We start from the raw sequence: 24,506 nt of genomic DNA, 5'->3' as shown, positions 1-24,506 counted from the left end.
CACTGCGGGGCCCGCCTCACCTAACACTGCACCGCGATGCATCGCCCCGAAAACTTCACCCACGCCCCCCACCTCTACCAGGTGGCCCCGCACCACCGCCCGGCCTCGGCCCCGCTGCGGGAGCTGCTCGTACCGGCGGCCCCCGCGCCCCAGCTCAACGTGCACCCGCTGCTCACCGTCTACCGCGACGGCCTCTGCAACCTCAACGGCGACGCGGCCCGCGCCCTGGCCCGTGCCAAGGCCGTGACGCTGGCCGCCCCCACGGCCCCGGGTAGCCGGTGGCTGCTGCTGCCGCTGGCCGAGGAACAACCGGGTAGCCTGGCGCTGTACAGCCCCGACCGGGGTGGCCAGCGCTTCCGCGCCTATGCCCTGGCCGCGGCCGTGTTTGCCCTGCTGCCCGATACCCAGAAGAAGCTCTGCCTCGAAATGGCGCCCCTGCCCGGCGGCATCTTCCAGCTCACGGTGGCCTGAGTTGGGGCCGTGTGCAACAATAAGCCGCGCATAATTCGGCTTTCGGCCGGGGAGGGGAGGAAATTTGGTCATGCCCAACGCCATTCAACTCGTCCCCATCGAGCAGGTCCGCCTCAACGAGCAGAACCCGCGCCTTATCCAAGACAACCGCTTCGAGCAGCTGGTGCAGTCGCTGGTTGACTTCCCGCAGATGCTCCACCTGCGGCCCATCGTCGTAGACGAAAACTACGTTGCCCTGGGCGGTAACATGCGCCTGCACGCGGCCCTGCGCCTGGGCTACAAAGAAGTGCCCATCGTCATGGCCACGGGCCTGACCGAGCACCAGAAGCGCGAATTCGTCATCAAGGACAATGCCTCCTTCGGCGAGTGGGACTGGAACATCCTGGCCAACGAGTGGAGCGACGAGCCGCTGGGCGCTTGGGGTCTGGACCTGCCCAAGGATTGGCTGGAGCAGCCCTCGGTCACCGTCGACAATGGCGGCGCCGGGGAGGACGGTACCGCCAATTTCGATTTCAGCGGGGAGCCCAAGGCCTGCACCCTGACCATCAAGTTTGAAAGCCCGGAGCAGCTGCAGCAAGCCGAGGAGGACATCACCGAGCTCATCGACCGCAAGTTCAACGGGGCCAGCTACACCGTGCAGGTAGGCCAGCGCCATGGGTAAGTCGTCGCACACAGTCGCACAGCAAAAAAGCAAGCTGCTCGACGCACTCCGGGCCAGCCTGGGTGTGGTCGAGACGGCCTGCAAGCGGGCGTCTGTGCCGCGACGCAACCACTACGATTGGCTGAAGAAGGACAAGAAGTACGCGGCCGAGGTGGCCGACATCGAGGACATTGCCCTCGACTTCGGCGAAAGCCAGCTGCACAAGCTCATGAACGGCTACACCGTGCCCGATAGCAAGGTGTTTCTCGACCGCGACACCAAGGAGCCCATTGTCGTGCCCATCACCAAGCACTTCGGGCCCGATGCCGGCGCCGTCATCTTCTTCCTGAAGACCAAGGGTAAGCGCCGGGGCTACATCGAGCGCACCCAGGTCGAGCACAGCGGCAGCATCGGCGGCGTCAAGGTGACCATCCACAAGGGGAAGGAGCGCAACCGTGGCTAACATCGAACTCGACATTGCCGGCACCGAGTTGCTGGAGCGGACGCTGGCCAGCTCGGCCAAGGTGCTGGTGCACGAGGGCGGCACCTCCTCCTCGAAAACGGTGTCGGTCGCCCAGGCCCACATCATTTGGAGCTTCGAGGAAATCGGCAAAACCTTCTCGGTGGTGCGCAAAACGCTGCCAGCCCTGCGCCGCGGTGCCCTCAAAGACTTCAAAATGGCCCTGGCCCTGGCCGGGTGCGAAGACTGGTTTATCGAGAACAAATCGGACCTGACGTACACCAACCGCCAGACCGGCACCATCATCGAATTCTTTGCCCTGGACGATGCACAGAAGGCCCGCGGACCCCGCCGCGACCGCTTGTGGTGCAACGAAGCCAACGAGCTCACCGAGGAAGATTTCAGCCAGCTGGCCAAGCGTACCCGGGGCCGCATCGTGCTTGACTACAACCCGTCGATGCAGCGGCACTGGATTTACACCAAGGTGCTCACCCGTCCGGATTGTCAGGTTATCCACTCGACCTATCTGGATAACTGCTTCCTGACGGACGAAAACATCCGGGAAATCGAAATCGATGTGCCCGTGTACCAACTCACGGCCGAGGAGCTGCAGCGGCCGCACCTGGAGGTGCCCGGATACCACGAGGTAGCCGAAGGCCTGTTCACCGACTGGGACGGCACCTACCAGGGCAAGGGCCACCTCATCAGCGGCGACCCCTTCCGCTGGCAGGTGTTTGGCCTGGGCCAGCGCGGGGCCCCGAGCGAGAGCATCTACCCGGCGCTCTACGACTCGCAGGGCCTGACGCCCGGGCGGCAGCGCAGCCTGGGCCTCGACCCCGGCTTCAACCACGCCATGGTACTGGTGGACCTGGAGTACCGGGCTGCCGTGCCGGTACCGGGTGCAGCGCGGCTGCCCAAGCCGGAGTTGCACATCGACGAGCTGATTCACCAGTCCTACCTCACCACCGACGACGTGATTCAGCTACTGCCCGAAGTAGGCGTGGGGAAGCGGGATGCCATCTACGTCGACTCGGCCCGGCCCGACGTGATAGCCGACCTCAAAAAGGCCGGCTACAACGCCCACGAGGCCGAAAAGGGCCCGGGCAGCGTGAAGGCTGGCATTGATGCGCTGAAGAAGTGCAAGCTCTGCTTTACCAAGCGCAGCGAGAAAACCCGCAACCAGTTCCAGGACTACCGCTGGAAGAAAACCAGCAGCGGCGAGGTGCTCGACGAGCCCGTGAAGCACGCCGACGACGGGCCCGATGCCGTGCGCTACGGGGCCCGGCCCCTGCTCAACATTGTCAACGCCCCGCGCCGCCGGTCGGCCCAATCCTCCCTTATCCGCTAAACGCACCGCCATGTGTAACAACCTTACCAAGTCCCTGCAATCCGACCGCATCAGCTACCTACTTCCTGGCATCGGCGACCAAATGGAGCTGAATTCTGGCAGCCCGCCCCTGACGGTCGTAGCCGTCCATGCGCCGCTGCCCAACGACCCACCCGGTCAAGCGCCTACGGTGGACCTCTTCTATTTCCACGAGCACCAAGTCATGCAAATCCAGCAGCTCGACATCCGCTGCCTTCGCCCGTTGTCTCAGCACTAATGCCCCAGCACATCACCCTTACCCCCGTCAGCGGTGGCCCCCTGCGCACGCTGAGCGTGCCCACCAGCTGGGCCGACATCACCCTGGCCGACTTCCTGCGCCTGCAACAGGAGGGAGCCACCGGCGAAACCTCGGTGCTGGCCATCCTGCTGGGCCTCGACGTGGCCACCGTTGAGTGCATCCGCGCCGTCGATGTGGCCTACCTCTGCCACTGCCTGGCCTTCGTGCTCGATGCCTCCGAGCTGCTGGCGCTGCCCGCCTCGGCCGACCTGCCCGACATCGGCGCCGAATCCTACGGCCTGCTGCGCCTGGCCACCGACCACGTGCAGGACCTGCCCGAGGGCACCCCGGGTATTGTGGCCGGGCCTTACCTGTATGCCCTCTACCGCTGCCAGCAGCTGTACGGCAAGGTAGACGATGCCAAGGTCGAAGCCATGCGCCAGGCCGTGCTGGCCGAGCCGGTGACCACGGTCTACGCCGATGTCGCTTTTTTTTTGAGCAGTTACAGGCATGCTATCAGCGGCACGCGCCCGACCCCGACGATGCCATCGACTTCGAAGATGCCGAGCTGGATGCGGGCATTGAAACGCTGGGCGAGCGCTTCGGTGGATTCGCTACCCTCGACAGCCTGAGCGAGTCGCTACGCCTGTCCTATGCCCAGGTGCTCGACCTCGACGCCGACACCGTGCTGCTGCACTTAAGATACGCCAACGCGAAGGCGGCGTATCAACGCCGCCTGACGAGAATTCTTAACCCAAGCAATAAGTCCTAGTTATGACAGACAATCAATTGTATGTTGAAGGGGAGCTGCTAGACCTTGATGATGCATCGCATGAAAGTTTTTACCCCACCTTCCAAGCAAACGACCGTAGCAAGCCAGAAAGCATTCAAAGCTCGTTCACGCCCGAAGTCAGTTTGCCAGGCAGTCAGCGCAACCACCGGCTGCTTGGGCAGGCGGGAACAGGTCAAGAAACGGCAGGCACCCCTTACCGGCGCTTACAAGCTTCACTGGTGTGCGGCGGCATAGAAGTGCTGCCGTTTGCAATACTCATCTTGAAAGGTTATCGAGGCGGACGTTACCATGTCCAGCTTGTCGGAGGTAATAAACGATGGATTGAAGCACTGAATCGGCCCGATGGAAAGCCTAAGCTTCTTTCGGAATTAGATCTAAGTCGATACAATCACGAGTGGACACCTGCCAACATCATTGCTCGCTTATCCTACGATTATTTCGAGCAACACGGCTACGGCTACGAGGTATATGACAGGGGAAAAGAGGTGGATTTGGACACTATAGACCCATATAGCCTATACCCGTCAATATCTGCAAGGTTGGTTTGGGAGCAACTACTGCTGGAAAGCGGATTTGCCGCAACTGACCTCACCACGGAGCCAATATTCAATCAGCTAAACATCCCCACGGCCAAGCCTTACAGCTTTTCTGAGGATTTTAGAGAGGCCAGAGGCCTAGTAGCCGGGTGGCGTTATCAAGATGGGCGGATGTTTCGCAGGTACTCTGAATTCGGCCCAGTAGTATGGTTTTGGAATTATGTAGACCAAGCGCCATACCAAAACCCAACGGAAGCCGACTTTTCAAACCACCAATACACGGTAAGTACCTTGGGCTTCTATTCGCTTTCGGCGAGCCTAGAGGTTGTGTTGTCGTGCGCCCCTAGCCCGGCTCGCGGCGAAGTCAGTGCCAAGGTAGCTATTCAAGTGAACGGCAACCAAGTGGGCACCCCTGGCGAAATCCGCGTGGGCAACTACACAAAAACGACGCTTGTAGCCAAAGCCGAACGCATCTTGTTGCAGCCCGGCGATGTTGTCCGCGTAATTTTTCAAGGCGACGAATGGCAAACCTTTGGCGGCTGGCCAACAAACCCCTTCTGGCAGGTCGGCACGAGCCGCCCGTTTATTGTAATGTCAGACGGGCGAATTGTGGACGCCCCCATCCCTTACAATCCAAATCTTTTCAGGATTGATATTGTCAACCAGTTTAGAATTGAGTTGCTTGCTGAATGGCCACGTGGGGGCATCATTTCTTTATCGGACTGGTTGCCTGCTGAGATGACGCAATTAGAGTTCGTAAAGTGCATATTTCAGCTACTAAACGCGACAGTACAAACCGACCTATACAGCCCAACGATTTACATAAGCACTGGGGAGCGAGTGCTAGCAAATGTTGGCCGCGCCTTGGATTGGAGTGCAAAGCTAGACAGAAGCACCGGGGCTGAAGGTTTGCCGGAGCGAGAGACAGAGTACCGATTCGGTGATTATGCGCAACGCAACGAGCTACGGTGGAAAGAGGATGACACAGTAGCAAAGGGCTATGGCGACGGCGCTATTTTAATAGAGGACGAATCGCTGCCCGCAGTCGGAGCACTGGCAGAGCTACCCTTTAGCGCCTCGCAACCTTCTCAGGCGCTTGGCGGGTTTTTAAAGATTTTGGGCTACAAAAGGCGCGACCCTAACCCGGCCGTGGCCGCCGAATATGATACACTAAACCCGCTGCCCCGCCTGGTATTACGGCCGGATAACCTGTTGTTCAATATCGGAGTAGTAACCAATCCCGACCGGCCGCCCAACACCCCCGCCCAAGTAACGCGAGTTACGACCGCAGCCAGTTACTTTGCCAGTGCCGCCGCACCTTTCGACCTGTCGGCTGAACGCACAATTTTACCTCGCTTTTGGGGCGACCTCAAAGCCATACTAAAGGGGGCGCGGCACTTGAAAGAGTACTTTCGATTGACGCCGCGCGACATTGCCGAACTAGATTTTGCTATACCAATTTGGTGCGCTCCTTTGGGCGACTACTTTTTAGTTAGTGCTGTGCGAGAATATAGCTCAAACCAATCGGTACAGTGCGAAATCGTGCGACTGCACCCTACCTTAATACCGCCCCCCACGCTGGGGACAGGTCAGGAGTTTTATTCAGACGAATTCTTTGGGCCAGAATTCTGGTAGAACTATTCTTGCCCATGAAAACAGATACCCGGCCTATTGGGGCCGGGTATCTGTTTTTAAGATGTGCACCGACTAGCGACGGTAATTCTCGGCAACAGTCATAGTAGTAGCTCCTGCGATAATTATTTGCTCAAACTGCATATTGGTAGCAGTGAGCACCCGCACACGATACCTGTTGCGGCGCAAAGTGGAATTTGGCCCAATCTGAATGGAATCACCCCAGGTGCGAATGGGCGTAGCTCCGCTGGCATTGATTACGCCATTCACATAAGGCTGGCGTTCGGACGTGGTGAAGTTGTAATAGTAGTCCGTATAAGGCGTAGTGAGGCTACTGACCACTGCGCCTGAAGCGGTGTTAGTAGTCACTACTTGGTCGTTCACCAGTTGCCAGCGTCCCTGTATGGTGGGGGTAGTCGTGGAGGGTGCTGGATCATCATTGCTTGCCGTGGTGCAGCCGCCCAACATCAGGACGGAAACGAGAAATAGTAGAATGTTTTTCATGCTGCAATGTACTAAGAAAGCGCAAGCAGCAAAGCCCCAGCCCCAGCCCGCCGCACTCGCTCCCGTTGGTCGCTCAGAAGCCTATCTCGGCTGCGCCGCAGATAGAACGGGCAACGATTAGCTTTTACAGTGGACTGCCTACTCTGGGGCGGAATATAGTTAAATTTAAATTCTGCTACAAGCGTCGAATGGGCGAAAAAATACCCCAACCAGTGCCGGGGTATTTTCAACCAAAAAGCAGGAATGGGCAAAAATTTAGGCGAAGTCCATTTCTACCAGCTCGCGCCCTACTTGCCGGATGCCTTCTAAAATGCGGTGCGTCTGCCGTTCGCTGGGCTTCTTAGCGCCTGAAACGTACTGCGAGAGCAAGGATTGCGTCATACCCAGGCGCTTGGCTAAGGCAGAAGCATTAATCACTTTGTAGGCATCAAAAAACGACTGCAAGTCGCAAGTCAATTTCACGTCTTCAATGGTAATGCCGTTGTCAGCCACAGGCACGGCAATGTTTAACACGGCTACAATGTTGGCCTTTAATTCGTCGGCCGTGCTGCCCACGGTATAGGCTCCTACGGCTTCGCAGTAGGCACTATACCCGGTTGAGGTTTTCTCAACAATCATTTCATACTGGGGCTTTTTCATACTGGGGAGCGGTTGAGATGTACGGTTGGGGTGAACTGACGGGGTACTTTGTTGGGGTAGCAAGGTAGTATATAAACTACCATTGTAAGAGAAAAGTTGCGGCGGGGCTATTTCAGCCCCGCCTGTTTGAGAAGTTTTGCAGCTAATCCTTTACCTACTTCGCTGCTGCCGTGGTCGGTTACTGTGATGCCCCCGGTAGGCGTAGGGGCCTTTTTCGTGGGATGCATCATTAAAAAATGGCTACCCGGTTGCTGGTGTTCGATATACCACCCAGCGCGTTTTAGTTTTCGGATTAGTTCGCTGCTTTTCATATTGCAAAGGTAGTAAATTTAATACCCACAAAGCAAGCGTCCTGGAAAACATTTTTCTAGAATGAATAAAAGCCCCGCGCGGGTAGGGCGGGGCTTTTATTCATTCTAGGCGGGCAAAGCTTGGTGAGCAAAGCGAAAGGTCTATTCAACAACCTTGCCCTTGCCGGCCTCCCTGAGCGCGTCAGCCTCAAGCTCGGCTATCAGCAGCCCGCGTAGCAATGTCGAAAGATTGCCACCCTTGCGTTTTGCCAGGGCTTTGCCTCTTTCCGCCAAGTCTTTATCGATTCGCAGGTTTACTAGTGTCTTACCTGAATTTTCTTCTGCTGCCATGTCAATTGGATTTATGGCAAAGGTAATTGTATTTACATCGAAAGCAAAAATCTTTACTAAAACTTTACTCGTCCCTTGCTTTGTCTTTATTTTGTCTTTACATTTGTATCATTCCAAAAGGGAATACTCGGAAAGCAAAAGAGGCCAGACGCTGTAACGCCTGACCTCCCACACCGGCCGCTGTAACGGCCAATGTTTACGAGGCTTTTTCAAACCTCTTTCAACACCCCAAAATTACATGGAAAATGTAATTGCCCCCACCCCCCGCGTAGAAGGTCTGCGCGTCGCCATCCTGGAACTGGTCAACGCTTCGGCCTTTACCACCCCCGCCGAAAAGGCCACGGCTGCCCAGCGCGTAGCCGCCTGCCAAAACGAAGCCACCTTGACCAAGTGGTACCGCAACACCCTTGTGGAACTGGCTGAGCGCGAAGAAGCCGCCCCGGTTCAGGCCCCGGCCATCAGCTACGCCACGGCCAGCCAGAAGGAAACCATCATTCGCCTGCTGAACCACCCCACGGTGACGCGGCAGATGAAGACCAAGTCTTTGTTGAACATCAACCGCCTGACGGTGGAAACAGCAGACAAAGCCATTGCCGACCTGCAAGCCCACATCGACACCACCACCAACGGCCCCGCCCCGAAAGGGGGCGGGTGCTACCGCTGCGGGGAAGATGTGAGCCTTTCGGGCCGCTGCTATGATTGCGGCGCCCAGCAGCACCGCGCCCCAAAGGCTGCCGCTTTCCGCAATGCCCGCGCCTTCGCCCACTACGGCAGCGCCACCCAGCCGATGCTGCCGGGCAATGAAGTGGCTTTCACCCTTTGCAACAACTAAGGATGAAGACGAGCGCCACCCCCGCCCCTGCCTTCAAAGTGCAGCAGGCCGCTGCACTGGGCCTGCCCGCCGATCTGTTCGGCTACACACCTGCCGACAACTCCTATTGGAAAGAGCCCGGCCTGCCCTGGGCCAACGCGCTGGCCGCCTCGGAAACCGCCTGGATATTTCAAGCAACCAACGACCACATGGCCCCGCGCTTCCCGGCTGGTACCCGCGTAGTGGCCGAACGGGTAGCGCAAGCTGAGCCACTGGCTGCGGGCATATACCTGTGGAACGCGGGCGAAGGGGGTGAGACCACACCCTTTTGCATGGGGCGCTTCTTTGCCGTCTCGCTGGACAAGCAGCAGTTGCTGTGTTCGTTGGACAAAACCGGGGAAGCCGTTGCGTGCGCCCTGCGCTGGGAGGATCCGGGCTTTCGGCTCTACCGGGTGGTCGGCTATTTCGATTACCCGGTGTTCTAGCGTGAGCACCAAGCAATCCAACACCCCGGCCCCGGTAGTGGGTCGGGGTGTTTCGCGGAACACTAACCGTCGAATGGCTCGCTTTATCGCCCGCGCTGAAGCTGTGCACGGGATTGGTACATACGACTACTCGCAAGCCGTTTATGTGCATAGCACGCAAAAACTGACAATCATTTGCCCCTTGCATGGCCCATTTGAGCAAACGCCCAATGGGCACGCAGGCACGCGGCGGGGCTGCCCGAAATGCGGGATTGAGCGGGCAGCTCAAAAGCTGCGCTTTACCACGGCTCATTTCATCACTCGCGCCCGCGCTATCCACGGTTCCGGCACTTACGACTACTCGCAGGCTGTCTATACTGGTAGCGTGGATAAAGTTAAAATCCTGTGTCCTAAGCACGGCGCATTTGAATTGTTAGCACAACACCATCTCAGGGGCGCTGGCTGTTCGCACTGTAGCCGAAGTAAAACGGCGGAAAGGCAGAGGCTTAATACCGCTACCTTTATTGCCAAAGCACAGGCTGTTCATGGCGTCGGACGCTACGATTACACGCAGACCATTTACACCGATTCCCGAATTAAAGTAACCATTATTTGCCCTGAGCATGGCGCATTTGAGCAGATACCAAGAAGCCACGGGGCGGGCCAAGGGTGTTTGTTGTGCGGTAATGAGGTGAAAACGCGCCACAGTCGCTTAGGCTGGGCTGTAGCGACTGCTAACCAGCCCTCAATCCTTTATTTTTTGAAGGTCTATAACGAGATTGAAACCTTCTACAAGGTGGGCGTAACCCGCCGCTCGATTCAGGCCCGTTACCGGAATCTTTTTCGTAAGTCAGGCTACCAGTACGAGGTTCTCGCCTCTTATACATCCGTTAATGCAGCAGCGATAGGCGAGTGGGAAAAAAGCATCTTGGACACATTTGCCCACCTGCGCTACCGACCAAAGCGGGCGTTTGGCGGGCGAACCGAATGCTTCAGCAGCGCCTATGAAATTTTAGCTGTATTTCCCTTTTAGATTGAAAATACCCCGGCCCCGGCTGGGGTATTTTTTTGCCCGTTCACACCTTGTTGTAGAATTAAAATTTAACTATATTCCGCCCCAGAGTAGGCAGTCCACTGTAAAAGCTAATCGTTGCCCGGTTTATCGGAGCGAAGCTCGATAGGCTTCAGAGCGACCAACGGGAGCGAGTGCGGCGGGCGGCGTTTGGGCGGTTGCGGGCCATCCTTTATTGCTTGGGGCGCTGTGCAACAATAATCAGAAGCAAGTTAGGCCCCCTGTTTTTGAGGGGTAAAATTCGTGAAAGCCAAGCGACACCGTGCTGCTCAAGCTCCGCTACGAAAATGCCAAAGCTGCCTACCAGCGGCGCCTCTCCAAAATTCAGCACCCCCAATCCCACTAATCCATGAACAAAGGCCTCCTATCTCTTGCGCTAATGAGCGCCGCACTTGCCATGCCATGCCAACCCAGTGCCGGCCCTGGCTATTCCGCATCCGGAAATAGGCAGCGTCGCGTAGGGCGCGCCCAACCTGCATTCCTTTCATCTGACGACTTGGCTAGAATCGAAGCAGCTAAAGCAAAGCAGGCACGCAAGGAAGCCCGTCGCGAAGCTGACCGTCAACGCAGTAAAAAGACAATCTAATCCATGGCCACCCCTGTCCAATTCGACGAAGCAAATACTGTCCTGAGGGCCGCCCCCGGTACCGAATCCTGGGTGCGCGACCTGCCCATTTACCGCCAGTACGCCGACGGCGTGAACGACCAATGCGTCGTGTCCTGCTGGGAGCTGAGCCCGGAAGAGCAGGCCGAAGTCGCCCGCACCGGCCGCGTCTACTTCCAGTGCTTCGGCACCACCCACCCGCCGGTTTCCATTTGGGGCACCACCCCGTTCCGTCAACCCGAAGAAGCCAGCCGCTAAGATGACCTACGCCGATACCGTCAAGCACCTGGAAGCCGTCGCCCTGGCAGTGGGCGCCGGCTCCTTCTGGCATGGCCCCAAAACCAACCAGAACATCAACTACGACGCCGCCTTTCCGCAGGTGCACCTGTTTCTGCTGCCGGCCCCGCTGGAAGGCGAGAACGTGGTGTACCAGCCCACGCTTTGCTTTTACGGCAAGGACCTGCACGAGCACGCCGCCAACCTGGTAGACGAGGCGGCGGTCGGGCAGTCGCTCGACATTCAGAATGCCATGGACATCCTGAGCCAGCAGTTTATCAACGCCCTGCGCGAAGCCGGCCGATTCGAATTGTCGGAGCGCATCGACCGGGCCCCGGTGCTGCGGAAGGGCAGCACCATCGGCACCGGCTTCCTCTGCTCGTTCACCCTGAAGGCTCCGGCTGCTTACCTATGCTAGCCTCCGCTCGCGTTGCCTTTGCCCAAGCCGGCCCCGAGCTACTGGAGGCCTGCATCAATGCCCTGCGCACACACCCGCAGCCCCCACGGGGGCGCCCCGCGCATACCACCGGCAACACCGAGCGGCAGCTGCGCTTCGAAGAAGACGACAGCAGCCTCACCATGTTTGGACCGTCCCACCTGCAAACGCTCATCACCGGCCGCGGCCCGACCAAAAGCAGCACCGCCGGCGACACGCCGCTGCGGGAGATTCTGGCGCAGTGGGCCGAGGACAAGGGCATTCAGCTGAACGACCCGAACATGACCTATAAGCAGTTCGGCTTTCTGGCTGCCCGCAAAATGCATGAATGGGGCTCAGAGCTTTACGCCATGGGCCAGCCCAGCGGCCTGCTCGACCAGGTGCTCAGTCCCGAGTTTCTCAATACGCTGAAGGCCCGCATTGCCGCCGGCGAGATGGTGGCCATCACCAGCACCCTGCGCGGTGTGCTCAACTCCTAACGTTTAACTTTTAACTGATCGCCCAATGGCCTACACTTTCGACGCTATTCAATCATGCGCCTCGGCCGGGGGCCTCATCACCATCACCACGGTCACCGGCGCCCCGGCCGGCTCGCTGCGCTGGTACGCTGATTCGGCCAACGGCATCAGCCAGGCCGGCCCGGTCGGCGCCCTGCCCTTCGCCATCGGCCCCCTGGCCAACGACACCTGGACCGTGTACCTGGAGAGCGTATCCACCCGCGAGCAATCCGACCCGCAGACCTTCAACGTGCAATGCCCGCCCCCGCCGGCCACGCTGGCGTTTGCAGCCGGCAGCCCCAGCGCGACCGACGAAACCAATGCCCCGGCTACTGGTACCGTGTCGGCTACGGCCGAAGGCGGTACCAGTCCCTACACCGTGGAGCTGGTGGAGCCCCAGCTCTCGGCGCCCGGCGCCGATGGCGTGGCCACCACGTTTACCAACGTGGCCGCCGGCAACTACACCGTGCGCGTCACCGACTCCAGCGTACCGCCTCAGGTGATTCAGGACGGCGTAACGGTAGGGCCCTACGTGCCCGGCGTCGTCGGCTGCATGGACGAAGAAGCGCTCAACTACAACCCGCTGGCTACCGAGCCCGGGGTGTGCACGTTTGGGCCGCGCTGGCGCAGCGCCTGGCGCGAAGTAGACGTGCCCGCGGTTGCCGAGCTGCCGCTGCCGGCCTACCTCGAAGCGGAGCTGTGGGTGGGCTTTCCGGCCGCTCATCCCGCCTCGGCCCTTTACCCGCTGACGCTTTTAACCACGGTGCGGGCCACCGTCAGCCCGGGCGGCATTGCCCGGTTCAAGCTCGGGCCCTTCCTGCGCCCGTTGCTGGGGGCAGCCGATGGCGCCGGCGGCCGGCGGCTGGACCTGAACAGCGACACGGCCTTCTCCGACGACCTGTATATGGGCTATGAGCTGCGCCGCAACGGCCTGCTGCTGCAGCGAGGCCTCGTGCTGAACGCCTCGCTGCCGGATGAGCAGATAGGCAAGCCAGACGACACCATTCTCTCGCCCTTCTGGCCCCGGATGCCCTACTGGCACGGCTATCAAACCTACCGGGTGGCCGTTATGGGCACCCTGCCCGGTGGCCGCTACGGGCAGTTGTATGAGGAGGCCATTACCAACTACCCCCGCGTGGAGCTGCCCTGCCCCAAGAACCCGCTGCCCGTGGCCTGGCTGGCGCCCGGGGGCGGGTATGGCTTGTGGGTATTTCAGGGCAAGCCGCGCCAGGGGGACGACGTAGGCGAAGGCAGCCTCTACAGCGAGCCGGCCACCCGGGAACGGCGCTACAGCAGTCGGGGGCAGAGCCTGAAGCTGCTGGAGGCCAGCACCGGCGTGTTCCAGGGCGATGACTGGGCCGAAGCCCTGCGCACGCTGCGCCGCTCGCCCCAGGTTTGGTACCAGCCCGGCGGCCTCGGCACACCCTGGGTGCCGATTGTGCTCAGCTCCGGCAGCTTCGATGCCGGCCGCCTGGGCAATCGGCGCAGGGAGTTTTTCATCAGTTTCTCGGAAGCCGAGCCGGTACTCGTGCAGGGGCAGTAATGAGCAGCACCAACCAGATTTTCGTGCAGGGCGTGCCCCTCGACCTCGACGAGGAGACTCAGCTGGTGCCCACGTTCCAGGCCAACGACCGCAGCAAAACCGACTCGATACAGTCGGACTACTCGCCGGAGTTTTCAGTACCAGGGACCCAGCGCAACCACCGCCTGCTCGGCGTGGGCGGCTCGGCCCAGGCCACGGCGGGCACGCCCTACCGCCGGCTGCCGGCCGTGCTGCTCTCCAACAACGTGGAGACGTTGCCGCTTGCCCTGCTTTATGTGAAGAGTTTTCAGGGCGGGCGCTACTACCTGCAGCTGGTGGGTGGCAATCGGCGTTTTATTGAAACGCTCGGCGAGAAGAAGCTGGCCGACCTCGACCTCAGCGAGTTCGACCACGACTGGACGCCGGCCACCATTGCCGCCGGCCTGCCGTTTGCCCACTGGCAGCAGCACGGCTGGGGGTATGAAGTCATCGAGCGGGGCAAAGACCTCAACCTTGGCGAAGTGGACCCTTACCACCTGTTTCCCAGCGTGGCCCTGCGCCTGGTCTGGGGGCGCATGCTGGAAGAGGCTGGTTTCACGGCAACGGACCTCACCACCGAGCCGCTATTCGCCGCCCTGAACATTCCCACGGCAGCGCCTTACACGTTTCCCGGCCCGTACCGTGACGCCCGCACCCTGGCAGCCGGCTGGCGCTACCAGGACGGGCAGATGTTTCGCCGACGCAGTGAGTTCGGGCCACTCACCTTTCCGTTCAACTTTACGACCGAGCATCCCTACAGCGCGCCCACAGCGGCTACCTTCTCCAACGGCGAGTACACCGTCAGCACCCTGGGCTACTACGACCTGACCGCCAGCCTCGACGTGGTTATCAGCTGCGCGAGTGGCTACCCGGGAGAGGTCAGCATGAAAGTCGCCCTGCATGTGAACGGCAGCGAGGTCGGCACGGTCGGTTACATCCGCGCCGGCAACTATACACGGACCACGCTCACGGCCTCCGTCACGCGCCTGCTGCTACGGCCGGGCGATGAGGTGCACGTCATCATCCAAGGCGACGAATGGCCTAATCAGTTTGGCCTGGGCCCGCGCGAGTCGTTCTGGCAAGTAGGCACTAGCCGCCCGTTTTTTGTCCGATCAGATGGAGTCATTATAGAATTTGGCCCCGCTTACAACCCCAACCTGTACCGCATCGATGCCGCCAATCGCTTTGGGGTAACGCTACTTGAGGAGTTCCCCCAGGGGGGCCGGGTGATGCTCAACCTATGGCTGCCGGATATGACGCAACTCGACTTTTTTAAGTCGGTGGTGCAGCTGCTGGGCCTGACGGTGCAGACCGACCTGTACGAGCCGCACCTCTACCTGAGCACCGGGGGGCGTGTGCTGGCCAACACCGAGCGGGCTATTGACTGGACGGCCAAGCGGGATGCGGCCGCGGCGCCGCAGGGCCTGCCCGACCGCAGCACGGCCTACCGGTTTGGAGACTTCGCCCAGCGCAACTACCTGCGCTGGTTGGAAGATGAAGCGGTTAGCGAGGGCTACGGCGACGGCATGCTTGTAGTCGAGGATGAGACGCTTCCGGAAGAGGGCACCCTGGCCGTTCTGCCTTACGCAGCCACGGAGCCCAGCCCCACGGTGCCGAGCCTGCTGCGCATCCGGAGCTACCGCCGGCGAGACCCCAACCCCGCCGTAGCGGCCGAGTACGACACCATGAGTCCAAAGCCGCGCCTCGTGCTGCGCGTGGAGCGGCCCACGTTTACTGTGCAGATAGTCATGGTGCCGCGGCGCATTGCGGGCTCGACCGTTGATGGGGTTTTCTACCCGGTCGATGTGCCGGCCGTTCTGCAGGAGGTGGTTACCACGGCCAGCTATTTCGCGGCTCCGAGTGCGCCGTTCGACCTCTCGGCCGAGCGCACACTGCTGCCTCGCTTCTGGCCCGACCTGGCCGCCACGCTGAAGGAAGCCCGGCACTTGACCGAATACTACCGCCTCACGCCCCAGGACATTGCCGAACTGGACTTTGCTGTGCCCATCTGGGACGGCGGCCTTGGGGACTTCTTCCTGGTGAGCCAGGTAGGAGAGTATGACCCCAAGCGGTCTGTCGAAGTGGTGCTCATGCGACTGCACCCAACGCTAATACCCCCGCCCGCGCTGGGCCAGGGCTTTGAGTTTTACCTGCCCGAGTTTGAGGGCACAGAGTTCTTTTAATCATGGCCGACGAAACCGTCATCCTAAAAGTGACCCTCGACGAGGGCAAAACCGAGCAGCAGCTGCAGAAGCTCGTGCTCGACATCGAGGCCACTCGTAAAAAACAGCAGGAACTCAACGCGGCCCGCAAGGCAGGTACCGTTGAAGATGCCGAGTATGCGAAGCGGTCGGTGGAGCTGCAGGCCCAGCTGAAGACCCAGCGCCAGGAGCAGACGACCCTGACCAAGAATTTAGAGCTGTACCGCACGGCATCCGGGGAGTTGGGCAATACCTACAAAGGCATGCAGGCCCAGCTCAGCTTGGCCCAGCGGCAGTTTCAGGCGTTGGACGGCTCGGCCGATAACAGCAGCGAAGCCGCGCAGGAGCTGACCAAGACCATTGACGGGTTGCGCAACACCCTTAAATCGACCGATGCCCAGCAGTCGCTGTTTGTGCGCAACGTCGGCAACTACAACGGGGCCATTGAGCCGCTGATACAGCAGCTGGTAAAGCTGCAGGAGCAGCAGAAAAAGACGGCGGAGGGCACAGAAGAGCATGTCAACGTAGCCCGGCAGATTGGCTTCGTGCAGCAGGCCGCCGCGCAGGCCGGGGCTAAAGCCGGCATGACATACGAGGAAACCCAAGCCAAGCTGAAGGGCTACAGCGATACCATCCGGCCGGCCGTTGCCAACCTGGTGCAGCTGGAAGAGGAGCAGCAGAAGGTAGCAGAAGGCTCTGAGGCATTTAATCAGATTGGGTTTAAGATTGCCCAGGCGAAAAAAGCCATTGAGGAAACCCCGGCTGAGATTAAATCAGTAGGAGAGGCTATTGAGGAAATCGATAGCACCACCAATGTTTTTGGTGGGCACATCGGCGACCTAAAACAGCGGTTCGCGCAGGCCAAGCAGGGGGTTGAGTTAGCCAAGGGCAGCTTCACCGGGCTCAAAGGAGCCATAGCGGGGACGGGCATCGGTGTGCTCATCCTGGCCCTGGGTGCGTTGTTTGAGTACTTCACGAAAACAGACGAGGGAGCTGAAGATTTAGCGGCCGGCCTTGCGTTTCTGAAGGGGCTGTTTGCCCCGCTCGGCGCAGTTGCCAGCGGTGCTGGCAAGGCATTGGTCGGGGTATTCAAAGACCCGAAGCAAGCAGCCAGCGACCTGATTGACTTTATCGAAGACCAGGTGATTAACCGCATCAAGGCCATTGGCGTTATCTGGGAGGGGTTGAAAAACGGCGACTTTAAACAGGCGACCAACGGGGTGCTGCAGTATGCCACCGGCGTCGAGGACGTTATCGGAAAAACGCAGGCCCTGGCGGCCGAGTCGAAGCGGGCAGCGAGTGCGGCCTATGAAATCAGCCGGGCCAAGGATGCGCTCGACGACGCCGAGCGCGACGAAATTGTGCGGAATGAGGAAAATAAAAACCTCATCGACCAATTAGTGCTCAGTGCCAAAGACCGCAGCCTAACGGAGCAGCAGCGCCTGGCCAACCTGGACCGGGCCGGCAGGCTGGAAACGGAAACGCTGCAGCGCACCATTACGCTGGCGAAGGAGCGCCTGCGTATTCAGCAGCTGGAAAATGCCGAGGCCGAGCGCACAGGCCGCATCAGCGACGAGCAGCGCACGGCACTGGCCGAGGCCGAGGCGGCCGTGGTGAAGCTAGCCGGCGAATCAGCTACGCAGCAGCAGGCCATTCAAAACCGGCGGGCTGCGCTGCTGGAGCAGGAAGCGGCCCGGGACAAAGCCGCGGCGGACCGGGCCAAGGCCGCCGCCGAAAAAGAGGCCGAGCGCAGGTTACAGATGCGGCGCGATGCCCTGGCGCTGCAAGGCGTCCTGCTCGACCGGGAGCTACAGCAGGTGCAGGCCGGCAGCGACCGGGAGCTGAGTATCCTGCAGCAGAAGCTTCGGGTTGGGTACCAGGCGGAGCTGAACGTTAAGAACCTCACCGTCGGTGCGAAGAAGGTCATCGATGCCAGGTATGAAAACGAGTCGCTGGCGCTGATGCTCGACTTCAACCGCAAGCGGCTGTTGGCAGCTCTGCAAACGGAGGTGGACCTCACCGCCGCGCAGCTCAGCCAGCAGCAGCAGGGCAGCGACGAGGCGCTTCGCCTGCAGCAGCAGCAGATAGAAAACCAGCGCCGGCTCGCCATTGCCGGCCTGGCCGAGAATGCCGACAACACGGCCAAGATTGCGGCTATCAACGCGCAGGCGGCCAACCAGCAGCGTCAGGCCGAATTCACCGAGGCCGTGCGTCTGCTCAACGTATACCTGGACGAGAAGCGCCGGGCCGTGGAGCGCGACCACGCCCTGGGCCTGCTTAGTGAAAACGAGTACCAGCGCAAGCTCAACGCCATCAACAAGGCGGGCGTAGAGGCGCAGGCCGTTGTGAATGCCGACTACCAGCAGAACAATGCCGAGAATGCCAAGCGGGGCGCCGATGTCGAAGTACGGGAAGCGCAACGGGTGGCCGCCGAAAAGAAGCGGGCCCGCGAAGCCGAGCAGCAGATTGACGCCGTGCGCCTGGCCGCCGCCCAGCAATTCACCGAGACCGCCATTTCCCTGCTGGGGGAGGAATCAGATGCAGGTAAGAGTTTTGTCGCTTTAAAAAAGGCACTCGCTCTTGTTGAAATCGGGCTCAACCTTCAGCGGGAATTAAGCGCGAATGCTGTAGCCGCAGCAACAATTGGTGCTTCAGCTGGCCCGGCAGGGCCGGCATTGCAAGCCGCATACTTGGCTGGCGCTAATGCGCTCTCGATTGCTAATGCGGCATTGGCTGCTGCCAACATATTGCAATTACGCAGGGGTGGCATTGCAGACGGGCCTAGTCATGAGCAAGGGGGCATACCCTTGCTGCGGCAAGGGTATCATACCGGCATCGAAATCGAGGGCGGGGAGGCAATAATCAACCGCAATAGCACCAAACTTTTCTTGCCACTGCTCAGTCAAATCAACCAGGCCGGCGGAGGGCGGGCGCTTACTGGCGCTTCCGCGCTCTCGACCCATCTGGCGCTAGGAGGTGTCACCACCGCACTTATACGCCAGTCATTAAATGGCAGCAGCGCCCCGGGAAACAGCCAGGAAGTCATTACCGCAGCCGTCAGCGCCAGCGCCAAAGAAATAGGGGCCGAAGTAGCCCACGCCCTACGCAAAAACCCGCCGATTACACGAATAACGGACGTTCAAAGTGCGCAGCAGCGCAGCTCTTTTACCACCGCTGAAACCGACGCCTAATGCAAGCCAACGAAATACTCGTAAATGGTCAGCTGCTAGACCTTGACAGCGAAAGCGCGTCAAGTTTTTTAATGACTTACCAAGCAAACGACAGGACAAAGCCAGAGAGCGTGCAGTCGGATTACAGCCCCGAGTTTTCAGCGCCTGCCACCCAGCGCAACATGCGAATTTTCGGGACAGCCGCAACGGCTCAAAACACGGCCGGCGCCCCTTATCGCCGCTTGCCGGCTGTGCTGGTGTCGGGCGGGGTGGAAACCATGCCCACGGGGGAGCTATATGTGAAGGGCTACCAAGCCGGGCGGTACCAGCTACAGTTTTTTGCGGGAAATCGTCGCTTCGTGCAGAGCCTCAACCACCCCAACGGCGACCCCAAAAAGCTTAGTGACTTAGACCTAGATAGATTCAGCCACTTATGGACGCCCGCCAACATCGTAGCTCGCCTAGGGTTTGATTTCTGGCAGGCCAACGGCTACGGTTATGAGCTATACGACAGGGGAAAGGAGTTGAAGCTAGACGAAGTTGACCCCTACGACCTTTATCCCAGCGTTTCGGCCCGCTTGGTATGGGAGCAAATACTTAGCGAGGCCGGATTTGAGGCTACGAACTTGCAGATAACCGAGCCACTGTTCGCCGCTCTGAATATTCCCACCGCCAAACCCTACGAATTTTCATCTGATTACCGCGCCGAACGCGCCTTGGTAGCGGGCTGGCGCTACCAAGACGGGCAAATGTTCCGGCGCAGGGCCGAGTTTGGCCCTATCGCGTGGCCTTTTAATTTCACTGCCGAGAATCCATACACAAGCCCAACGGCAGCCACATTTAATAATGGGGAATACACCGTTTCAACGTTGGCCCTGTACTCGATTACAGCCAGCTTAGAGGTTGTGTTGAGCTGCGCCCCCTCGCCAGCGCGGGGCGAAGTCAGTGCCAAGGTGGCAATTCAGGTTAACGGCAACCAAGTAGGCACAGCCGGGGAAATTCGCGTGGGCAACTACACCAGAACCACGCTAACCGCAAGCGCCAAAGAAATTTTGCTACAGCCCGGCGACGTGGTGCGCGTCATCGTTCAGGGTGATGAATGGCAAACCTTTGGCGGAGGCCCAACAAACCCATTCTGGCAGGTCGGCACAAGCCGCCCGTTTATTGTGAACGCCGATGGTTCTATGGTAGAGTTTGGCCCGCCTTACAACCCTAGCCTATACCGGATTGACATTGTAAATCAGTTTAAGGTGGAAATGCTGGGGGCATTCCCGCGCGGAGGCTTGGTGCGTCTTTCTGACTGGCTGCCCTCTGAAATGACGCAATGGGAGTTTGTCAAGACTTTGATTGGCCTAATGGGCTTAACGGTGCAGGTAGACCGCTACGACCCTTTTCTGTACCTAAGTACCGGCGGACGGGTATTGGCCAATGTTTCCGGCCGTGTTTTGGATTGGTCAGCCAAGCTAGACCGAGCACCTAGCTTTGAAGGGGTGGCCGACCGCGAAACCGTTTTTCGATTCGGAGAATTTGCCCGCCGCAATGAGTTCAAATGGAAAGAGGATGAAACCGTAACGGCGGGCTATGGAGACGGGGCGCTGCTGATGGAAGACGAAACGCTGCCCGCCGCAAGCACCCTAATTGAACTACCTTTTGCAGCTAGCGAAGAATCGACAATTATTAGCGGCCTGCTCTCCATACGGGGCTACAGGCGGCGCAATCCCGACCCAGCCGTAGCAGCCGAATACGACCTGCTGAGCCCGCAGCCCCGGCTAGTGCTTCGCACAGACGCGCCTGTGTTTAATATAAAGGTGGCTATGGTTCCGCGCCGCGTAGCCGGCAGCACGGTTGACGGGGTGTTTTACCCTAACGATATTCCGCCTGTGTTGCAGGACGCCGCCACGTCAGCCAGCTACTTTGCGGCTCCCACAGCTTCCTTTGACCTAGACGCACAACGCACCCTCTTGCCGCGCTTTTGGCCGGACTTGGCTGCCTGCCTAAAAGAGACCCGTTTTTTAAAAGAGTGGCTGCGCCTCACGCCCCGGGACATTGCCGAGCTGGACTTCGCCCGTCCGGTCTGGATAGAGCAATTAGGCGATTTCTTCCTGGTGAATAAAGTTAACGAGTACGACCCTAGTCGCTCAGTCGCCGTGGAGCTAATACGCCTACACCCAACCTTGATACCGCCCCCGGCCCTGGGTACAGGCTTCGAATTTTACCACGAGGAATTTGATGGGCTGGAATTTTTCTAATGAAAAAGCCCGGCTGGCATGGCTGGGCTTTTATTTTTTTTTTACCGTCGATAGTTTTCGGTTACTGTAATCGTGTTTGAGCCAGAGGTTCCGCGGCGCTCAAACTGCATATCAGAAGCCGTAAGCACCCGCACCTTATACCGATTCAGACGAAGCGGCGAGCTTGCCCCTAGTTGAATAGAGTCAGCCCAAGTAGTGATAGGGATGGAGCCACTTGTGTTTATTATCCCGTTAACATAGGGCTGCCGTTGTGTGGCTGTAAAGTTGTACACGTAGTCAGTATGGGGCGTTACTTGATTTGACACCACCGCAGTAGTTGCGGTATTGACGGTCAGCACCCGCGTATCAACCAGCACCCAGCGACCCTGTATAGTGGGGGTGGAAGTGGTGGGCGTTGGGTCATCATTGCCTGCCGTAGTGCAGCCACCCAACAGCAGGACAGAAACGAGAAATAGTAGAATGTTTTTCATGATGCAATGTACCAAGAAAAAACAAAAACCCCGGCCTGATGGTCGGGGCTTTGCAGAGGTTTTTTTAAGCCTGGGGGCTTGCGCGCCTTTTTCTTTCCCTCTCAACCTCCGTCTGTCTACGGCAGAAAGCGGAGCAATACTTAGTGCGTCTGTTCAATTTCGCAGGCACGCTCTCTCTGCAACGAATGCAACTGCGGGCTAAGAGTGCATCAGCTTTGCTCAGGATGGTTTCTGCTATCTTTTGTTTGCGCTCTAACGAAATGAGCGCGCCTCGATAAAGCACCGATACAATTTCTTCGGCTTGCCGATGCCCAAGCGCCAACTGGTAAATGTTTTCTTGCTTGCGTGGGGTGGCAGCAGCTTTCGGGCAATACCTTTTTACGAATGCCTGAAACTGGGTAAGCAAGTCTTTGGTGCCAACCAAATTGAGCACGGCTTGCCCCTTAGTTCCTTCCCCAATACACCCGTCCCCGTCTACAACCCCTCGCCAGAAATGAGGCGAATCTACCAGCTCTCGGCTCTTTGCTTGCGCTGAAATGGTTTTGTTTGGCCCGACACCGTAAGACTCTAAATCCCTGGCAATCTCGGCAGAGGCAATCGATAGCATGAATTTAGGCTGAACATTAGGACGTGTTTTACAGGAGCTGGCGTCTAGGGTGATGCTGTGAGAAGAACCCAGGAATAGGCGGTATTTTTCAATATGCTTCCTGTCCTTGGCTTGAAGCGAGAGCGTAACCCTTGCACTTAGAGGTGTGCGCCACCGAACGCAACCGTCTGCCATTAGGAAACCAACCCAGTAAGCACTTTCCGGGGTTAGCACCTTGAATGCCTTTTCATTCAGGCTTTTTGTCCGGTGGCTATACGAGGCGCAACGAGACGTATGTCCCGCCTCTTTGACTAGGCGCATAACAGTTTGCTCGTGTGTGTTGTAGCCCTTGCTGATGCTTGTGCAACTTTCCCCGTCGATGTAGCGGTGTACAATGTCGGCACGGTCAGAGATAGAAAGGTCGTTTTTCTTTGTTTTCATTTTTCTAAATATCGTTTGCAACAGGTTTCAGAAAAAACGTCCCCTTGCTAGGCAAGGCGGCTAGTATCGGTTCGGCATCCGAGTAGCACTCAGTGCGCCCGCCAAACGACAGGGCGGGCACATACGCCAACCCCGAAAATTCCGCGTGTAAGCGCTGCTCAAGGTCGAACACTAGCGCAGCATTCCAGCTACTAAATCGCGCCAACGTGCGCCATTTGTAGCACGTTTTTAAGCGGGCGAAACGGGCGCGTAAGTCATAGGTAATACCCAGCTTGTAGAACGCTTCGCCGTTGCCGTACACCTTCACCACATACAGCACCGCTTTCCGGCCCTTCTGCTGGGCTACCCAGGCAGCCCGCGAAACGCCCCGACCCGCTACCGGGGCCGGGGTGTTTGAATTTAGGCAGGCTGCCATTAGCCGAGTTCAGGGTAACGCTGGTAGTGGCTCACCTCGTACACGCCCCAGGTTTCCTCTCCGGCCGCTTCGCGCAGGGGCCACAGCATGTGTTGTTCGCGTGGGTTGCCGTTGTCGCGGGTTGCCTCTAAGCAGCTGTCGCCAATTACAGCCAGCCGCCCGGCGCACATTTCCTGTTTGCCTGTGACGTGGTTGGTATACAAATAGGCGTATACCTTGCCCACCGTCAATTGTTCGCGTGTAAATACGGGCGTAAGGTTGACAACCGTCCCGGCCGGAAATCGAGGGGCCATGCTGTTATTGCCGAACTCGACAAGCAGCCAGACTCCCGGCAGCCCGCGCTTGTCAATCGGCGGCGTGGTGCCCATGTCTTGGGGTGTCCACGGCAGGCCCGGCTCAAACCAGTAGCCGCGCTGGTCGGGCGTAAAGCCAAACAAAGTGGCCGGAAAGCCCAGGACAATGGCTTTCTCCGTTGCGTTCTGCGGAATCGTATTCGTTTTCATCGCTTGGCCCTCCCTTAGTTGTTGCCGAGTACAAAGGCCACGTCATTGCCCGGCATTGCCGGCTGGGCTGCGCTGCCGTAGCAGCTAAAGGCGTTGGCCTTGATTTGCCCGTAACGCTTTTCCCACCTGCGGCGCGGGGGCGTGGTGGTATCGATGTGGGCTTGCAGGTCGGCAATAACCTTGTTAGCTGTTTCCACCGTCAGGCGGTTGATGTTCAGCAGGCACTTGGTTTTCATCTGCCGGGTAACGGCGGGGTGGTTCAGCAGGCGAATAATGGTTTCCTTCTGGCTTGCCGTGGCATAGCTAATGGCCGGGGCCTGAGCAGGCGCAGCCTCTTCGCGCTCGGCCAGCTCCACAAGCGTATTGCGGTACCACTTGGTCAAGGTGGCTTCCGACTGACAGGCGGCTATGCGCTGGGCGGCCGTGGCCTTTTCGGCGGGCGTGGTAAAGGCCGAAGCGTTTACCAGTTCCAGGATAGCGACGCGCAGACCTTCAGCGCGGGGGGTGGGGGCAATTACATTTTCCATGTAATTTTGTGGGGTTGGGTAAGGAATGATTACCCAGCTTTCGAGGCAGCCGCGCTAACGGCCTGTCTTATCGGAGGCCAACCCTTGCCGGGGTTGGCCTCTCTTTTTGCCCTTCTGCTGGTGCTCCCCCTTTGGGAACAAAACAAAGATACGAACTATTTACAAAAAGTCAATAGTAGGGGGCGCAAAAAAGGGGCTTTAATTAAAAATACGTGTAAATACTGAGGTGGTCGGGTAATCATGGACAGAATAGGGTCTTATCTTTCGAATGTCATGAAAGACAGTCCCCACCCTGCCAAACGT

The 24,506-nt window shown here is 58.9% G+C and carries 26 protein-coding genes; 17 read left to right on the top strand and 9 right to left on the bottom strand.

The window, feature by feature from the left end; genetic code table 11:
* Positions 1–36: 36 nt before the first annotated feature.
* From ABD919_RS15265 to ABD919_RS15235, 7 genes are all read left to right on the top strand, one after another.
* Positions 37–471, top strand: a complete 435-nt coding sequence (locus ABD919_RS15265) for a hypothetical protein (protein ID WP_345236895.1) — start codon at positions 37–39, stop codon at positions 469–471.
* A gap of 70 nt (positions 472–541) precedes the next feature.
* Positions 542–1,132: a ParB N-terminal domain-containing protein gene (locus ABD919_RS15260; RefSeq protein WP_345236894.1), complete on the top strand. Its 591-nt coding sequence runs from the start codon at positions 542–544 to the stop codon at positions 1,130–1,132.
* Complete coding sequence (locus ABD919_RS15255) at positions 1,125–1,574, top strand: hypothetical protein (RefSeq protein WP_345236893.1); 450 nt, start codon at positions 1,125–1,127, stop codon at positions 1,572–1,574. Before ABD919_RS15260 ends, ABD919_RS15255 begins: the two co-directional genes overlap by 8 nt.
* Entirely contained in the window at positions 1,567–2,919 is a 1,353-nt protein-coding gene (locus ABD919_RS15250) for a PBSX family phage terminase large subunit (RefSeq protein WP_345236892.1), read from the top strand. Before ABD919_RS15255 ends, ABD919_RS15250 begins: the two co-directional genes overlap by 8 nt.
* Before the next feature lie 10 nt (positions 2,920–2,929).
* Entirely contained in the window at positions 2,930–3,175 is a 246-nt protein-coding gene (locus tag ABD919_RS15245; protein ID WP_345236891.1) for a hypothetical protein, read from the top strand.
* Positions 3,175–3,807 (top strand): hypothetical protein, encoded by a 633-nt coding sequence (locus ABD919_RS15240; RefSeq protein ID WP_345236890.1) that lies wholly within the window; start codon positions 3,175–3,177, stop codon positions 3,805–3,807. Before ABD919_RS15245 ends, ABD919_RS15240 begins: the two co-directional genes overlap by 1 nt.
* 142 nt (positions 3,808–3,949) lie before the next feature.
* The gene (locus ABD919_RS15235) at positions 3,950–6,139 is read left to right on the top strand and encodes a hypothetical protein (protein ID WP_345236889.1); all 2,190 of its coding nucleotides are present in this window, start codon (positions 3,950–3,952) and stop codon (positions 6,137–6,139) included.
* Positions 6,140–6,211: 72 nt separating this feature from the next.
* Here ABD919_RS15235 and ABD919_RS15230 read toward each other — a convergent pair whose 3' ends face one another.
* The 4 genes from ABD919_RS15230 to ABD919_RS15215 form a co-directional block, all read right to left on the bottom strand.
* Positions 6,212–6,640: a hypothetical protein gene (locus ABD919_RS15230; RefSeq protein WP_345236888.1), complete on the bottom strand. Its 429-nt coding sequence runs from the start codon at positions 6,638–6,640 to the stop codon at positions 6,212–6,214.
* Between the two features lie 255 nt (positions 6,641–6,895).
* A complete protein-coding gene (locus tag ABD919_RS15225; protein WP_345236887.1) occupies positions 6,896–7,279 on the bottom strand; it encodes a hypothetical protein in 384 nt (127 codons plus the stop codon).
* A 107-nt stretch (positions 7,280–7,386) separates the two neighbouring features.
* Positions 7,387–7,590, bottom strand: coding sequence for a type II toxin-antitoxin system HicA family toxin (locus ABD919_RS15220; RefSeq protein WP_345236886.1), 204 nt, complete (start codon positions 7,588–7,590; stop codon positions 7,387–7,389).
* Between the two features lie 141 nt (positions 7,591–7,731).
* Entirely contained in the window at positions 7,732–7,920 is a 189-nt protein-coding gene (locus tag ABD919_RS15215) for a hypothetical protein (protein WP_345236885.1), read from the bottom strand.
* Positions 7,921–8,158: 238 nt separating this feature from the next.
* Here ABD919_RS15215 and ABD919_RS15210 point away from each other — a divergent pair, with 238 nt between their 5' ends.
* The 10 genes from ABD919_RS15210 to ABD919_RS15165 all read left to right on the top strand — a co-directional run bounded on the left by ABD919_RS15210 (position 8,159) and on the right by ABD919_RS15165 (position 21,261).
* Entirely contained in the window at positions 8,159–8,752 is a 594-nt protein-coding gene (locus ABD919_RS15210; protein WP_345236884.1) for a hypothetical protein, read from the top strand.
* Positions 8,753–8,754: 2 nt separating this feature from the next.
* Positions 8,755–9,216, top strand: a complete 462-nt coding sequence (locus tag ABD919_RS15205; protein WP_345236883.1) for a hypothetical protein — start codon at positions 8,755–8,757, stop codon at positions 9,214–9,216.
* 73 nt (positions 9,217–9,289) lie between these two features.
* On the top strand, positions 9,290–10,228 hold the full coding sequence (locus tag ABD919_RS15200) for a GIY-YIG nuclease family protein (RefSeq protein ID WP_345236882.1): 939 nt from the start codon (positions 9,290–9,292) through the stop codon (positions 10,226–10,228).
* A gap of 628 nt (positions 10,229–10,856) precedes the next feature.
* Entirely contained in the window at positions 10,857–11,129 is a 273-nt protein-coding gene (locus tag ABD919_RS15195) for a hypothetical protein (RefSeq protein ID WP_345236881.1), read from the top strand.
* Between the two features lies 1 nt (position 11,130).
* Positions 11,131–11,565 carry a hypothetical protein gene (locus ABD919_RS15190; protein WP_345236880.1) on the top strand — a complete coding sequence of 145 codons (435 nt, stop codon included), beginning with the start codon at positions 11,131–11,133 and terminating at the stop codon, positions 11,563–11,565.
* Complete coding sequence (locus tag ABD919_RS15185; protein ID WP_345236879.1) at positions 11,559–12,062, top strand: hypothetical protein; 504 nt, start codon at positions 11,559–11,561, stop codon at positions 12,060–12,062. The genes ABD919_RS15190 and ABD919_RS15185 overlap by 7 nt, the downstream gene beginning before the upstream one ends.
* A 25-nt stretch (positions 12,063–12,087) precedes the next feature.
* Complete coding sequence (locus ABD919_RS15180; RefSeq protein ID WP_345236878.1) at positions 12,088–13,623, top strand: hypothetical protein; 1,536 nt, start codon at positions 12,088–12,090, stop codon at positions 13,621–13,623.
* The gene (locus tag ABD919_RS15175; protein WP_345236877.1) at positions 13,623–15,824 is read left to right on the top strand and encodes a hypothetical protein; all 2,202 of its coding nucleotides are present in this window, start codon (positions 13,623–13,625) and stop codon (positions 15,822–15,824) included. The genes ABD919_RS15180 and ABD919_RS15175 overlap by 1 nt, the downstream gene beginning before the upstream one ends.
* A gap of 2 nt (positions 15,825–15,826) precedes the next feature.
* Positions 15,827–19,033, top strand: coding sequence for a coiled-coil domain-containing protein (locus tag ABD919_RS15170; protein ID WP_345236876.1), 3,207 nt, complete (start codon positions 15,827–15,829; stop codon positions 19,031–19,033).
* Complete coding sequence (locus tag ABD919_RS15165) at positions 19,033–21,261, top strand: hypothetical protein (protein WP_345236875.1); 2,229 nt, start codon at positions 19,033–19,035, stop codon at positions 21,259–21,261. The genes ABD919_RS15170 and ABD919_RS15165 overlap by 1 nt, the downstream gene beginning before the upstream one ends.
* A gap of 41 nt (positions 21,262–21,302) precedes the next feature.
* Here ABD919_RS15165 and ABD919_RS15160 read toward each other — a convergent pair whose 3' ends face one another.
* The 5 genes from ABD919_RS15160 to ABD919_RS15140 form a co-directional block, all read right to left on the bottom strand.
* Positions 21,303–21,731: a hypothetical protein gene (locus ABD919_RS15160; protein ID WP_345236874.1), complete on the bottom strand. Its 429-nt coding sequence runs from the start codon at positions 21,729–21,731 to the stop codon at positions 21,303–21,305.
* Between the two features lie 64 nt (positions 21,732–21,795).
* The gene (locus tag ABD919_RS15155; protein WP_345236873.1) at positions 21,796–22,779 is read right to left on the bottom strand and encodes a hypothetical protein; all 984 of its coding nucleotides are present in this window, start codon (positions 22,777–22,779) and stop codon (positions 21,796–21,798) included.
* Positions 22,763–23,173 (bottom strand): GIY-YIG nuclease family protein, encoded by a 411-nt coding sequence (locus tag ABD919_RS15150; protein WP_345236872.1) that lies wholly within the window; start codon positions 23,171–23,173, stop codon positions 22,763–22,765. The genes ABD919_RS15155 and ABD919_RS15150 overlap by 17 nt, the downstream gene beginning before the upstream one ends.
* On the bottom strand, positions 23,173–23,676 hold the full coding sequence (locus tag ABD919_RS15145; RefSeq protein ID WP_345236871.1) for a hypothetical protein: 504 nt from the start codon (positions 23,674–23,676) through the stop codon (positions 23,173–23,175). Before ABD919_RS15145 ends, ABD919_RS15150 begins: the two co-directional genes overlap by 1 nt.
* Positions 23,677–23,690: 14 nt before the next feature.
* On the bottom strand, positions 23,691–24,203 hold the full coding sequence (locus ABD919_RS15140) for a hypothetical protein (RefSeq protein WP_345236870.1): 513 nt from the start codon (positions 24,201–24,203) through the stop codon (positions 23,691–23,693).
* Between the last annotated feature and the right edge of the window lie 303 nt (positions 24,204–24,506).

Source organism: Hymenobacter saemangeumensis (genome assembly GCF_039541835.1).
Classification (GTDB): Bacteria; Bacteroidota; Bacteroidia; order Cytophagales; family Hymenobacteraceae; genus Hymenobacter; species Hymenobacter saemangeumensis.
Note: the sequence above shows the minus strand (reverse complement) of the source record. Positions and strands in the feature narration are given on the sequence as shown.

Bases quoted from the DNA above. Each gene is read 5' to 3' on its own strand.
- ABD919_RS15170 (WP_345236876.1), top strand. From the start codon at position 15,827: ATGGCCGACGAAACCGTCATCCTAAAAGTGACCCTCGACGAGGGCAAA.
- ABD919_RS15240 (WP_345236890.1), top strand. From the start codon at position 3,175: ATGCCCCAGCACATCACCCTTACCCCCGTCAGCGGTGGCCCCCTGCGC.
- ABD919_RS15230 (WP_345236888.1), bottom strand. From the start codon at position 6,640: ATGAAAAACATTCTACTATTTCTCGTTTCCGTCCTGATGTTGGGCGGC.
- ABD919_RS15175 (WP_345236877.1), top strand. From the start codon at position 13,623: ATGAGCAGCACCAACCAGATTTTCGTGCAGGGCGTGCCCCTCGACCTC.
- ABD919_RS15215 (WP_345236885.1), bottom strand. From the start codon at position 7,920: ATGGCAGCAGAAGAAAATTCAGGTAAGACACTAGTAAACCTGCGAATC.
- ABD919_RS15185 (WP_345236879.1), top strand. From the start codon at position 11,559: ATGCTAGCCTCCGCTCGCGTTGCCTTTGCCCAAGCCGGCCCCGAGCTA.
- ABD919_RS15140 (WP_345236870.1), bottom strand. From the start codon at position 24,203: ATGGAAAATGTAATTGCCCCCACCCCCCGCGCTGAAGGTCTGCGCGTC.
- ABD919_RS15145 (WP_345236871.1), bottom strand. From the start codon at position 23,676: ATGAAAACGAATACGATTCCGCAGAACGCAACGGAGAAAGCCATTGTC.
- ABD919_RS15225 (WP_345236887.1), bottom strand. From the start codon at position 7,279: ATGAAAAAGCCCCAGTATGAAATGATTGTTGAGAAAACCTCAACCGGG.
- ABD919_RS15165 (WP_345236875.1), top strand. From the start codon at position 19,033: ATGCAAGCCAACGAAATACTCGTAAATGGTCAGCTGCTAGACCTTGAC.
- ABD919_RS15200 (WP_345236882.1), top strand. From the start codon at position 9,290: ATGGCTCGCTTTATCGCCCGCGCTGAAGCTGTGCACGGGATTGGTACA.
- ABD919_RS15245 (WP_345236891.1), top strand. From the start codon at position 2,930: ATGTGTAACAACCTTACCAAGTCCCTGCAATCCGACCGCATCAGCTAC.
- ABD919_RS15220 (WP_345236886.1), bottom strand. From the start codon at position 7,590: ATGAAAAGCAGCGAACTAATCCGAAAACTAAAACGCGCTGGGTGGTAT.
- ABD919_RS15180 (WP_345236878.1), top strand. From the start codon at position 12,088: ATGGCCTACACTTTCGACGCTATTCAATCATGCGCCTCGGCCGGGGGC.
- ABD919_RS15210 (WP_345236884.1), top strand. From the start codon at position 8,159: ATGGAAAATGTAATTGCCCCCACCCCCCGCGTAGAAGGTCTGCGCGTC.
- ABD919_RS15150 (WP_345236872.1), bottom strand. From the start codon at position 23,173: ATGGCAGCCTGCCTAAATTCAAACACCCCGGCCCCGGTAGCGGGTCGG.
- ABD919_RS15255 (WP_345236893.1), top strand. From the start codon at position 1,125: ATGGGTAAGTCGTCGCACACAGTCGCACAGCAAAAAAGCAAGCTGCTC.
- ABD919_RS15265 (WP_345236895.1), top strand. From the start codon at position 37: ATGCATCGCCCCGAAAACTTCACCCACGCCCCCCACCTCTACCAGGTG.
- ABD919_RS15205 (WP_345236883.1), top strand. From the start codon at position 8,755: ATGAAGACGAGCGCCACCCCCGCCCCTGCCTTCAAAGTGCAGCAGGCC.
- ABD919_RS15195 (WP_345236881.1), top strand. From the start codon at position 10,857: ATGGCCACCCCTGTCCAATTCGACGAAGCAAATACTGTCCTGAGGGCC.
- ABD919_RS15260 (WP_345236894.1), top strand. From the start codon at position 542: ATGCCCAACGCCATTCAACTCGTCCCCATCGAGCAGGTCCGCCTCAAC.
- ABD919_RS15190 (WP_345236880.1), top strand. From the start codon at position 11,131: ATGACCTACGCCGATACCGTCAAGCACCTGGAAGCCGTCGCCCTGGCA.
- ABD919_RS15235 (WP_345236889.1), top strand. From the start codon at position 3,950: ATGACAGACAATCAATTGTATGTTGAAGGGGAGCTGCTAGACCTTGAT.
- ABD919_RS15160 (WP_345236874.1), bottom strand. From the start codon at position 21,731: ATGAAAAACATTCTACTATTTCTCGTTTCTGTCCTGCTGTTGGGTGGC.